This window comes from Telluribacter sp., from assembly GCF_035998675.1.
In the GTDB taxonomy this organism is placed as follows: Bacteria; Bacteroidota; Bacteroidia; order Cytophagales; family Spirosomataceae; genus Telluribacter.
The window spans coordinates 301,400-314,647 of the sequence record NZ_DASYHI010000018.1; the positions used below are offsets into that span (position 1 = coordinate 301,400).

The window sequence follows — 13,248 nt, forward strand, 5'->3', positions numbered from 1 at the left end:
CTTAAACACGTTTATATAGCATATCCATTTGCATAATTTGAGAGGAGCTAGATTGAAGTGAACCAACAGGACCAATAAGCTGGAATCCCAAATTTTTTACATATTCATGCATTTCGTCAAATAAAGGCTCACCTTCATACATTTTTACAAAAGAGGTTTCAAACAGTAAATAATCGACTCTTTTTATAAAATCCCTGGCACCAAGTAGAACTTCCTTTTCATAACCTTGAACATCTAATTTCAGCAGAATGGGCGAAGGTAAGTGACCAAGGTTATCAATAACTGCATCAAGAGTATTAATGTGAACATTAATAGGAGTAGATTGCGCAGTTTTGGGAATTTCTTTCTTTTGAAATTCAGAAACAGGCAATGCCGAGCTTGCATGTGAATGGGCATTTTTATAAAAATTTATTTCACCCGACTTACTACCAAGTCCATAATTATAAAATCTAGTTAAGGAAGACTTGCTTAAATTTTGTTGCAATACTAAAAAACTATCAGGAACAGGCTCAAACGAGTGAATAACTGCATTTGAGAAGAGTCGAGAGGCAGCCAAAGCAAATTGTCCTTGATTAGCTCCAACATCGATAATTGAAGAAATATCAGGGACGATTTTCTTTAACTTAATCAAAATATTGAACGATGAAATTGATGCAGCACGATTAATTAAATAATTTAACCTGCCATTAGGATGTAAAGCAATTTGAACAATCTCAATAAACCGTACTAATGATTCAGCTAACATAATTTTTATTTTTCACAAATAGAATTGTAAATTTTTACGTAATGAGGAATAATTACATCCCAACGATAAAGCGTTTCAACAAGCCGCCTAGCATTTTTTCCTTTATTTTCTAAGTCCATATCTTGATTGATAGCTAATAGTCCGGATTGAATAGATTCTTTATTACAATTAACTATGAAACCTGCATTCCAATTTAAAATTTCATCTGCTATACCAACCTCTTTTGTTATTAAAACAGGGAGACCTTCATTCATGCCCTCCAAAACAGCCATAGGCATCCCCTCTGCTCTTGAAGTATGAATAAACAATTTGGCTTGCTGATAAAGTTGTTGTTTTAGTGTATGGTCCGCAAAGCTGATAAATTTAACACTAGAACAGTTGAAATTATTAATAATTGTTTGAAGTTTATATTTATATTGGCTACTGGAAGGTCCAGCAATTATTAGATCAGGAAATGTTGGCAAATAAGTCTTGATTTCACAATAAGCATGTAAAAGAATATCTAACCCTTTTTGATATGAAATTCTACCAATAAACAACAACTTGTCTCTGCTTACATCTGGACAATAAAATTCCGAATTATCAAAATTAACACCATTAGGAATAACTACATAATTAGCCATTCCTATTTTTTTTATACATGATTCCATTTCAGTTTTAGTTAAAACCTGAACAGCGGCACATTTTTTCAGAGCTCTTGATTGAAATAATTTTAAATACAAAAATTTATAAAAATTTTTAATTTTGTTTCTAGAAATATTCCAAACATTTATTTCACCATGTGTACTAATAATTATTTTTTTTGGTTTAGAAAAAACATATGATATAAAATGCGGAAAGTGCCAAAGCTCATGAATATGAATGATTTTAAAATTCCTCAAATTACCCTTTAAAATATAAATAAGAAGTGAAAGAGAGAAGCCTTTCCATAACGCAGAAATAAATGGTGTCGATTGAAAAAAGACAACTTTAATATCTTTTGGTAATTCTATACGTTCTTCACTAATATCGTTATAAATTGTCCAGACATAAATTTCATAGTCTTTCCCCAAAAGCCCTTCAACAAGGCTTTGTAATACCTTTGGGGGACCGCCATGGGATTTATTAAGAGTCAATATAATGAAAAGTACCTTCATGAGAATTCATTTCAAGATTTTAAAAGATACTTAAATTTTTATTGCTAGATTCAGAATAAATAGTACATAAGTCTGGCTTATGATTCATGAGAAAGCATTTTTTAAAAAATTCTTTATGATAAAATGAAACCGAATTAAATTATTCTTTTTACTTAAGAAAGTATAAATTTCATTAGAAAAAAGGCTATTGTTACTTTTGATAATTTTAAAACCTTCGGATTTTAATAGAAATACAAAGAGCTGGAGAGTAAAAATATTTATATGGCCATATGACAAGAAGTGTGGTACGCGTTTAGCTATGTCCAAGTAAAAATCAATTGGTACTTCAGAAACTTGCCTTCTAGAAACTCTAAAAATTTCTCTTAGAAGAAGTCGAGGGTGTTCAACATGTTCAATAACATGGGAGCATGTAACTAAATCAAAGAAGTTGTCAAGATAAGGAATAGAATACCCATCATATTTAGTAATTTCCTTAACTGATTTAATATTCCTTGATTTTATAATATCAATTGCAGACTCAGAAATTTCTAGTGCATAAAAATTCGGATTAAATCCATATTCACTCAACCAATATAGAACGCTACCATCGCCAGAGCCTACATCGAGGACTTTATTAAAGTTGGTTTCAATAATTAGAATATCAAGAATTATTTTAGCTTTACCTTTTCCTCCTATTTCTTTCCACTTTTTGGAAAAAAGACTTGAAGCATATTGATTAATATATCCTTCTTTGATATCGATTTTGACATCCATAAACCTATAAAATATTTTAAAGTTAAAGTTGTATAGTATATTTTTTTTAAAAATGATAGTTTAAAGTGTGCCATTAAAGAGTAATTTAAACCATCATTAGGCATTACATTATACTTAAGGACAACTTGTTTATTAGATAAGTAGGAATTATGGACAGAATATTTGGAATCATTTGTTCCGCTACCATCGTTCCCTACAGTAATTACTTTTGGTTCCACAGGGTATAGAGTATAAGATTTGCTCAAAAATCTATTGTAATCCCATCTTATAGCCCATGAGTCATGTAAATTTAAATTTTGTTTTAATAGCATTAAAGTCAAATCCTCGCCTCCTTTTTCAAAAGATTTCCTTTGAGTAATATCTATAAAGAAACCGTAAAAATAATTCAAGTCCCACCTAGCCTCAAACCATCTATTACTCCATGTTCCCCAGCCATAAGAGCAAGATCTGGAAAGAAGATAAACATTATCAATGTAAGAACCAGGAAGTTGAATGGGAAAGCGAAAGCCTGATATAGAATGTATCATATGGTTATTTTCATACAAATCCAATGAATCATTCATAAATTTTAAAAAATCATTAGATACAATTAAATCGTCTTCAAGGACGATTACTTTTTTATAAATATCTAAAACTGTACTAACACCATCGATTATTGAATTTGCTAAACCTTTGTTAAATTTTTGTTCTATGATGTTAACCTCTTTAAATCCTTTTATTGTCCCAATATAATGCCTCACTTCATGAACTTTTTGAATATCAAGTTTACTTTTTGCTGCATCGGAAAATATGTATAAAATTGATTTAGAACACAAATTGTTAGATTGTAAAGAAAGTATTAACTTCTCCAGGTGATTAGGTCTATTATAACAGAAAACAATAATAGGTGACAGGATCATTTTGCTATTTCTTAAATATAAAAGCTTTGGCTGTAATTTTCGAAGTCAAGTTTGTAATTAATATTGGAATAAGAACTATTGTAAAAAGACTGCCACAAATATATGCAAAAGCGGGCATCAATGAACCTCGCAAAATAAAAATCAAGGAGATTGAGGTATATATGGCTGCGTTTCTAATTATTAAATTATTTTTTTGTATAATGTATGTTCCTAGTTTAAAAACAACATATGATAGTATGATCGAATAAAGAATTATACCTGGAATACCAAAATCTATATATGCTTCAGCAACTATAGGGTTTGATAAATTATTGAACCACATTCCGTGATTATTAATAAGGTAATTCCCAATTTCTACTCCTGAAGGTATCGGCTTATTTGGCCACATTGATCTAGGAAAAAAGAAAAGAAACGTGCCCAGTAATTGATTTCCAAAGGTGAAGTTATATTGATGAACGTATTCAAGTGTTGCTGTTAAATTTGACCAAGCATCAAAGTGTAGTTGGCTGAAATGGCTTATAATAATATCAATGGTCCTATAACTGAGAATATTTCCCCAACCATAAATGCTGGAATGTGTAAAAATAGAAGAAATTGGAAAAAAAATAATAAATAATAACAAAAATACAGATAACAAGATTTGATTGCTTATTAAATATTTATGAAATAGTAAATATAACAATAGTAAATACGTAGGTCCAAGTCCATTTCTTTTCTCTAAAAGAGGATTTTTAGTAATTAAGATCATTAAAATTAATAGGAGCGTAACAATAAATATATTTGGTGCAAAGTTTCTTCTCATAGCAACTAAATATAATAAAGTAGCAAATGGAAAATTATATAACACCTTCTTTTTTAGGAGAAGTATAGAGGTTTCCTCACTTTCTTGTGATATTATTATATTTAAGAATGAAATTTTTTCTATGATTTCGCTTGTTGCTATAAAAGTAGAGAATAAAGAAACCGTAAATAAAATAGATAATGTACTCAAATTTGGTGACTTATAAAATTGTAAAATAGTTAATTCTTTATTATGCTGATTCTTTCCCTTGTTTTTTAAAAAATATGTATAAAATAATATATAAAATAATAAAAATATCGAGGTTACTATGTTTGTATAAAAAGCACTTACCTCATTAAAAGGCATTGTGTTTATAAGAGTGTATTTATTTATTAAGAACTGAATAATAGGAGATACAATAAAGAAGAGGTAAAAAAAAATAAAAACGCAAATATTTGCAATGTTTTCTATATCAATATATAAAATTATGTATGCAAATACTATTATTAGTAATATTTGGATTAAAAAAGAGATTATTAGTGGTATAGAAAAAGTGGCATTAAACAATAAAATTAATGGCGCAATCCCTATAAAGGCTATTAAAATATCTTTGTAGATGCTATTTGAGAGCCTCAACCGCTTCATGCAAAAAGTGTTAGATTAAATTTTAATTATTAGATATAAATATTTAAAAATTATTTTTTTCCTTCTAAGTAAAGTGAATAACTATGACCCTTTATGCCGCCCTCAACATCTTTTATATCCTTAATATATTCACTTTCACCATAGTCTGATTGTAAAATCTCTTTAAAATCATATTTTTCTAAAAGAAATGTTAAGCTTAATCTATCGAACATTGTTTTATGTTGATGTGGCCAACCTTGGATATAGCCTAATATATTGCTTAATAATTCTTCCTTTGGATATTGATATTCTTTAAGTAAATTCAATTTATATAAAAAAGTTTCCGATGCTTCTGTGCTATAGTTTTGATACTGGATCAAGTATTGTTCGACGTGTTGATATAAATCTGGTACTACTATTCTAATCACTCCTCCCTTTTTTAAGCACCTTTGAGCTTCAAGAAAGAAGATGTCTGTGCTTTTACTTGATAGGTGCTCTAACAAATGTGATGCATATATAATATCCACAGATTCATTTTTAAATGGTTTCCATCTTTTATTAAGATTCATGTATTTTGCATTTACTGAAGTATATTTTATTGGTGTTAAAAAATTTGCTATGAATTTTCCAGCTGTTGTTTGTTGTAATAAGCTGTTAATAGAAGAATCCGTATTTATCCATCCTTCAGGTCTTACTGGACCGCATCCATGGTTAATTCTTATCATATCTTAAGAAATGTAAAGCGATAAAATATTATTTATGAATAAGGGTTAAATTAAATTGACAAACAATTATTGTTTCTATAGAATATTGTTGTACAACTTAATATTGATGCTCCTGGACACATTCCCCAAAAGTTTATATAGCGGAAATCGGTTTCTTTTAAAAAGGTAAAAGCCTCTGTGTAGTTTTCTCTGTTAGAATTGTCAAGAATGATTATTCCTGTAATGCTCAAAGATTCAATGGAACTTTTTATACATTCTACTCTATGTCTACCATCAATAATGATAATATCATATTTTAAATTTGTTTGGTTACAAGAATTTATATACTTAGTTACATCTGATAATGGAACATAAATTACCTTTACATTGCTTCTTTTAAGGCTTTTGGTTACTGTCTTATACCAATGATTATCATGTTCGATAGAATTAATAAAGTTTACGCGGTCAGAAAACCATAATGTTGAGTTACCACTACCATACTCAAATACTTTTAAATTATTATTTAGACGTTCGTCTAAAAAGAATATTGAAGAATAGGTAAACCATGGTATAGGAAGGCTATTCCCATCAATTGATTGTTTTTTATCATAGCTATTGAACCATCCTAGTTCCCTTAATGCATTTTTCTTCGATATAATCTTTATTGTCGCTGCTAAATTCATCTTTGATAATAAGCTTCTCATACTATTATGCATTTCCATTAAATTTTATTTATGTACTTATTGTATGCCATTTGTAATGTCTCCTTATAGAATATACTTAGTATTCCGATAAATAATATTATCGTTAATAATGAACTCATGAATACCTGCCAATTTATTATATAGAGTGTAGATACTTTGAATATATATAAATAGCTTGCTACTGAAAATATAAATGCAATAGAGATTGTTTTTATATTTATATCTAATATAATTTTCCGATTATATTTTTTTGAAAAACTGTGAATCATATATAAGCTCCCAATTATATAGGAAAAAGACCATGGGAATAATGCAGTTCCTTCCACTTTTAAAAAGTATATTATAAAACCTAATAATAATAATAATGTAACCATTATTATGTGCATATTTAGAATACTTTTCAGGTAGCCTAATCCAAAATTAAAATAGTATGCAGGTAGGCTTAAACCATTTATTATCGTGCATATTCCAACTATAAAAGCATAATTGTAAAAGGTTATACTATGATTTCCTAAGAGGATGTAAGAGATTGCTGGTAATGAGTTTAATAAGACAATCTGAGTAATTAGCATTATAAAGTTTATTGCATTACTTGTTTTTGCATATAAATCTGCAAAGTGATAATCTGTATTTTTATTTTTTGTGAGCTCTGATACATACGGTATTATATTGTATAACGTTACATTTGATGCTGTCCTAAAATAAGTTGCTATTTTACTAGCTATTTCAAAATAGCCTACCACGCTCAATCCTGCAAAATTGGTTAATAATAACTTTGCTAATGGTTCATATGCCATTCTGAACAACATCGCTATTTGTATCTGAAAGTTTATTGTTATTATCTTCAAAAAATATATTTTATGAATTTTTTGAAACATATGATACTTTATTAATTTATAAGTTGACAATATTGCGCCTATTAATATTAAGATACTTTGTACTAATTGAGCCAAACAAAGGCCTATCAATCCGTAATTGATGGTAGCCCATAGTATTAATGGAAGGAATAGTATATTAAATGTTATATATGTGTAACTCTTTATATATGTTTTCTTTAATCCTTCTGCGACTGCAAAATATAATTGGGAAAGTATACTTATTAATAGATTTAGAAAGCTGTATAGTAATAATTTATTAGCAAGATGTATGTACTTTGTCTGTATATTTATATAATTGTTGCCTATGTAAATAATTATATAAACTACACTTGCAATAATAATCCAAGTTACTATGGTAAAAACTATTGAAGCATTTAATAAAATAATTATTCTTTTTAAATTTTTGGATTTAGAGTATTCAGAAGTAAATTTGACAATTCCTCCAGACAAGCCCCCATTACTTAAATTCAATATTGATGAAATTGATAATATTATTGACCATAAACCTAACTGTTCTACACCTAGATAATCAATAACAAATTTATACTGAATTCCTATTGACGTGGCTGAAACGGCTAATTGTAAAATTGATGTAGATGCATTTTTTAAAAACAAGTTTCTCATCCTTTTCCTCTCAATATTTTCTGCTACTTACTGGTATTTGAAATTTCATTAAATATACATAATCAATAAAAAAGACCGCAATCCCTAGCGGTCTTTTTTATTGATTATGTATATTTTTAATCTATTTTAATTTTAAATTATTTACTTCTCTTTGTAATATTTCATTATCTTTCTTTAGCTCTAATAAGTATAATGTTAATTCTTCAATCTTTTCGAGTAAAAGTGCATCTGTCTTATGCAAATCATTTCCGACCTTTACCATTTCTTCTGCGCTAGGTATCCCAGGTAAATGTTTGTATTTTTTAATAAATAATTCAGTGTCTTCTAAACTTCTAAGTTTATATGTAGAATCAAATACGTGGTCAGACCAATCTGAGCTATTTTTTACTGCTACTTTTACTTTTTCAGTTAATACGCCTTCTGATACATAAAGTTTATATCCACTTGGCGTTTCCTTTATACCATTCCCGATTATAACACCTCCTGAATTTAAATTAACCAAATTCTCTTTGTCAGTTATAGTCCAATTTGAACTACCACCAACCATTTCTCGTGCGTTAGATGTATTTGAACGCATTATATTGCCATCTGCATCTACATATAATTGGAAAAGAGTCCCTGTTGATGGAGGCAGATTCTCAAAACGTACACCAGTGACAGTCGTTCCTCCAGCCTTAACATGTAGAAATGCCGTTGGACTTGTATTACCAATACCTACCTTTACCTGATTTGCACCTGTACCCCCCAATACAAAACAATTTGAACAAGCTACTGATGAATTATAACCTATGGCTGTTGCATTTGATAATGTTGGAGTAATAACATTAGAAAGCGTGCCTATCAATGTATTTTGAAATCCAGTTGTATTAGCTGTTCCTGATCCTGAACCTATAAAAACATTTCTATATCCACTACTATTGTTTGAGCCTGAATTTGTAGATATAAAAGTATTACTATTTCCTGTTGTATTTTTTTCACCACTTAAGTATCCTAAAAATGTGTTACCTGCTCCACTATTAGGAGTTTCAAGTGATACACCTTTTCCAGCATCAAAACCAATATACATATTAGTGGAACCTGTTGCGAACTGGCCTGCTCGATAACCAATTGCAAAATTGTAGTTACCATTAGATTGCTGGCCCGCACTAGTTCCAATATAGGTATTTACAATGCCTGTTGTATTGGTTACCCCTGCAAATGGTCCAATAAAAATATTTGCTCTACCTGTTGTATTAGCTTGGCCGGCTTGTGTACCTGCAAAAAAGTTATCATTACCTGTTGTATTACTTTTTCCCGACTCATTTCCTATAAATATATTTGCTTGCCCTGTCAAGGTATTGTTACCTGCATTTGATCCTAGCATTACATTATTTGTACCAATAGCCCGTAAAAAGGGTATATCATTGAATCTTATTCCTCCTGTATTTGGAATATTTATATCACCATTAACATGGAGCCGCTGAAGTGGATTTGTTGTACCTATCCCTACATTTCCTGTATAATGTACATTTGATCCGGATGTTGTCCAAGGCCCTCCAGCATCTGGGGCCAAAAAGAGTAAACCTTCAGCATTTACAGTAAGCACTTTACCATTAGTTGGACTGGTGGTGGTGGCAGAGTTCATATTGGAAAGTTTGACTCCATTGTTTCCAATGACAAGTGGTTGGCCAGATGGTGTTGTGATCTGATTCTGAGCCATCAGGCTACCGGCTATAAACAAGCCCAGAAGGGTAAGGGTAGAGGTTGCTTTCATTTGTTGTAGATTTTTGACTTGGGATAAGTTGTATGAATGATGGATGAGTAATTTAATGACTTCGTCATAAATATATAGTAAAAGAATAACATACTCCAATTAATATTATCAAATGGCTAGTAAAGTACAATAAGTTGATAATGAAGCTTAACTAGGTCAGCTTTTTGTGTAGCATCTCTTTGTAGAAAAGTACATATAGTAAATAGCCGAACATACTAAGTAGAGCAAAACTAATGCCAAAAAGTAACCGGTTAGGCGTACTTTTTCTTAAGGGTATACGAGATGGTTCAAGCACCTTAAAAACGGGCTGCTCTTCCTTTACTTTTATCTTGGCCTGTTCCCACTGACGTACCAGATCACTATAAAGCGACTGGGAGAAGGTATATTCGGACTGGAGTCGTTGTTCTTCAATGCGGGCTACGTTGAGGTAGGCATTACGGTTTTGATCCCGGTAACTTTGAAGGGCATACTCTGCCCGTTGCTGACGCTGTTTAGCGGTAGCGGCCTGTTCTGCCAGGAATTCAGCTTGCTGCCGACTTTTTTGGGTACGATAGTCTATGACATAATTGGTAAGGTAATCGGAGGCTTTCTGTACCGTAAGGGCTGCCACTACCGGATCAGGCATTTCGGATTGAATTGAGATAATACCCGTTTTCATATCGATTGAGGCACTCAAACGCTCCTGGATTTTTTTGATCATCGCATCGTCTTCTAATGAAATGGATACTACCTCGCCAGGTAGTTGGGGCTTGAATTTTGGTGAAGCAGTTTTTGAAGGCAAGAAATTGCCTAAAAATCCGGTTGAGGTATCTGGCTCTAAAAATAGTTTTAAGGTTTTATATTTTCTATTGTTTTCATCTACCACCGGCTGGTTTAGCAGAAAGAGCGCAAAGGGCGCACTTTTGAGGACATCGGGATATAAATCAGGCCGGACTGCATCCCCTCCTTCCACTCCTCCCAAATTAATGCCAGCCAATCCGGCCAGAGATCCTAATTTTCCCATTTTGGATCCCGCTCCTGCTTCTGGCAACAGGAGTGTGCGTGCGCTATACTCTTTGGACATTAAAAAACTGATGCTGAGTCCCAGAATACCTGCTATAACTGTAACCAGAAATAATGCTCTATAATGGCGCTTGATAAAAGCAAATATATCACTCAGGCTGATTTCGATGACATCGTTAGCATGATCTACTGGTTGTTGATTTTGCATAGCAGTTTGGGAATGATTCCACCGGAATTATAAAAATCTGGTGATAGTAAGAATTAGAGTACCTAATACCGAGATAATGGCGGCTTTCTCGGCGGGACTGGTTTCACGGCCTTCCTTTTCTTCTTTGGCTGGAATGGTGATTACGCTACCGGGGACGATTCGGGGCCGTGACGTAATGAAAAAGAAGGAGCGGCTGCGGTCCACCCGGCCGTTAGGGTAGGAGACAAAGATCTTACTTTTCCGGGCCTTATCGGTATAGCCCCCCGCCTGGGCAATGTAGTCTTTGAAGGAAAATTTAGTATCGTAATTGATTACCGAAGGATTAAGTACCTGCCCCACGATCCGGACGGTTTCGGTGATTTTGGGGATGGAAAGCGAATCGCCCGCCTCCAAAAGGAGATTGGCGGTTTGGTTGGGATTCTCAAATATGGATTTAAGATCTACCCCCACGAGCTGTTTGTTTCGGATAAATTGAGCGCCGGAGAGGTAGGCCTCGGGTTTTAAACCACCCGCCCGTTTGATAAGGTCGGAAATGCGTTCGTTTTTATCCACAATCGCGTAAGTACCAGGATACATCACTTCACCGTTCATGTAGACGGTTTTCTGGGCTTCGTAACGAGGCGAACGCCTCACAAAAACTACATCGTAGGGTTGCATGGTTACAACCTGGTGGCCGGGGAGCTTCTGAAGGCTGGGGTCTACATCAAAGGTAAGTATTCGTACACTTTGTAAACCCGCCAAGCCAAGGGTATCATTCTTTACCCTGCGGGCTAGTTCAATTCGATAGGGAATGGCCCCCTCGGAAAAGCCGCCTGCCAGAAAGATAAGGTCCGAAACGGACATGCTATCGGCGTAAGCGAAAGTACCCCCTTTATTGACCGCTCCCGAAATGGTTACTTTATAGTCTTCCCGGAGATCGGTAATAGATTTAATAAAAACACTATCTTCTTTTTTGAGCAGGATGTCGGGAATTTTGCCTTGTACCAGGTCGCCCAGGGCGAAGGAAAGAAGTTGGGGTTCGTAGTTATCCTGCTTGCGTTGAATCAGAGCCCGGTGCAGGAAGGCATCTTCGCGCAGTCCCTCCGCTTTTTGGATCAATTGCTTCACGGTAGTAGTACCTTCTTCCAGCGCATACTCGCCGGGCCGCAAAACAGCACCCCCAATTTGCACCCGGTTTTCGTAGCGATTCAGTATTTTTCCGATGGTGTACCTATCGCTGTTCTTTGGCTCGAATGTGGAAAACTCCTGCTCACCCAGGGCGTTGACCCGGAACTCTTTTCCGGTACTGCGACGGAGCCGAACGGAGGTAGAATAGGCATCAGTGGTGAAGCCTCCCATGTAGCGCATGAGGTCCTGAAAAGTTTCTCCGGGGCGGGTTTCAAACAGGCCCGGACGCTTCACTTCGCCGGTAACTTCCACCCGTACCTGGTAAGGATGGACCAGGATTATATCCTGGTCGCGCAGACTAATATTATCCCCCAAATCGGCTTTGGTCAGGAAGTTGTAAAGATCTATTTTCCGGATGGCATTATTGTTCCGAATGACCTCTATTTGCCTGAAAGAGCCATTTTCGGTGGGTCCGCCGGACAAGTACAGCGCGTTAAAGGCGGTGGCCAGGGAGGAGATCGTGTAGGTGCCGGGGCGTTCGACTTCACCCGTCACCATGACCTTGATGCTTCGCACATTGCCCAGGGTAATGGTTGCAAAAGTACCCGAACGGTTTAGCCCGGCGTAGGCTGAACGAAGGCGGCCCACAATGCGCTCCGTGGCCTGCTCAATGGTGAGGCCATTGACATAGACCGGAGGAAGGTTAAGCATCTTGACGGAGCCTTCCGGGCTTACCTTCAGGCGAAAGTTATCCACAGCGTTACCATAGATATCCACAATTAGTTCGTCGTCCGGACCAAGGATATAATTGCTGGGGGTGGCCAGCCGGAGGTTGGGTTCAAACGTCAGCGAGGAGTTGGAAAAAAAGGAAGCACCGAATATGCGGGACTTGGCGGCGGAGGGAGAAGAAGGGGCAATCTCTATTCGATCGGAAGAACTGCTGGTTTGTTCCCGGACTACCCCGACGGTATCGCGCCGGAGGCCGGACCCCTGCGAAGAAGAAGATTGCGCCTGCTGGAGGGCCTGTCGCATTTTGGTAATATCGTCAAGGGTATAGCCGCGGGCTAAAGCGGCCTGCTCAATTTCCATGTCGGTGAGTCCGCTGGCTTTGGCTTGCTGGTAGTACTGGAGCAACTGCGGCCCCGATACCTGAGTAGGGTTAATTTTCTGGGCAAAGGAAATGGTAGTGCCAGCTAAAAAAAAGGAGAGGAAGAGGACCCTGCAAAACAGGCTCCGAAGGGAAAACACGACCATGCAACTCACAATAAATAGAATAATGGATAGAGGAAGTACAGAGATGGACAGAACCCGTATGGATTCTGTCCATCAA

The 13,248-nt window shown here is 34.8% G+C and carries 11 protein-coding genes; all 11 read right to left on the minus strand.

Annotation, left to right across the window (positions count from 1 at the left end; all coding sequences use genetic code 11):
* Position 1 precedes the first annotated feature (1 nt).
* The gene (locus tag VGN67_RS11930) at positions 2-745 is read right to left on the minus strand and encodes an FkbM family methyltransferase (protein WP_327487053.1); all 744 of its coding nucleotides are present in this window, start codon (positions 743-745) and stop codon (positions 2-4) included.
* A gap of 5 nt (positions 746-750) precedes the next feature.
* A complete protein-coding gene (locus tag VGN67_RS11935) occupies positions 751-1,881 on the minus strand; it encodes a glycosyltransferase (protein ID WP_327487054.1) in 1,131 nt (376 codons plus the stop codon).
* An 84-nt stretch (positions 1,882-1,965) separates the two neighbouring features.
* The gene (locus tag VGN67_RS11940; RefSeq protein ID WP_327487055.1) at positions 1,966-2,634 is read right to left on the minus strand and encodes a class I SAM-dependent methyltransferase; all 669 of its coding nucleotides are present in this window, start codon (positions 2,632-2,634) and stop codon (positions 1,966-1,968) included.
* The gene (locus tag VGN67_RS11945) at positions 2,553-3,449 is read right to left on the minus strand and encodes a sugar transferase (protein ID WP_327487056.1); all 897 of its coding nucleotides are present in this window, start codon (positions 3,447-3,449) and stop codon (positions 2,553-2,555) included. Before VGN67_RS11945 ends, VGN67_RS11940 begins: the two co-directional genes overlap by 82 nt.
* A gap of 88 nt (positions 3,450-3,537) precedes the next feature.
* Positions 3,538-4,680, minus strand: a complete 1,143-nt coding sequence (locus VGN67_RS11950) for a hypothetical protein (protein WP_414717309.1) — start codon at positions 4,678-4,680, stop codon at positions 3,538-3,540.
* A gap of 329 nt (positions 4,681-5,009) precedes the next feature.
* Positions 5,010-5,663 carry a class I SAM-dependent methyltransferase gene (locus tag VGN67_RS11955; RefSeq protein ID WP_327487058.1) on the minus strand — a complete coding sequence of 218 codons (654 nt, stop codon included), beginning with the start codon at positions 5,661-5,663 and terminating at the stop codon, positions 5,010-5,012.
* A 50-nt stretch (positions 5,664-5,713) separates the two neighbouring features.
* Entirely contained in the window at positions 5,714-6,346 is a 633-nt protein-coding gene (locus VGN67_RS11960) for an FkbM family methyltransferase (protein WP_327487059.1), read from the minus strand.
* Between the two features lie 17 nt (positions 6,347-6,363).
* Complete coding sequence (locus VGN67_RS11965) at positions 6,364-7,848, minus strand: hypothetical protein (RefSeq protein WP_327487060.1); 1,485 nt, start codon at positions 7,846-7,848, stop codon at positions 6,364-6,366.
* A gap of 121 nt (positions 7,849-7,969) precedes the next feature.
* Positions 7,970-9,601: a TMF family protein gene (locus tag VGN67_RS11970; protein ID WP_327487061.1), complete on the minus strand. Its 1,632-nt coding sequence runs from the start codon at positions 9,599-9,601 to the stop codon at positions 7,970-7,972.
* A 151-nt stretch (positions 9,602-9,752) separates the two neighbouring features.
* On the minus strand, positions 9,753-10,811 hold the full coding sequence (locus tag VGN67_RS11975) for a Wzz/FepE/Etk N-terminal domain-containing protein (protein ID WP_327487062.1): 1,059 nt from the start codon (positions 10,809-10,811) through the stop codon (positions 9,753-9,755).
* A 27-nt stretch (positions 10,812-10,838) separates the two neighbouring features.
* On the minus strand, positions 10,839-13,172 hold the full coding sequence (locus VGN67_RS11980) for an SLBB domain-containing protein (protein WP_327487063.1): 2,334 nt from the start codon (positions 13,170-13,172) through the stop codon (positions 10,839-10,841).
* Positions 13,173-13,248: the final 76 nt, after the last annotated feature.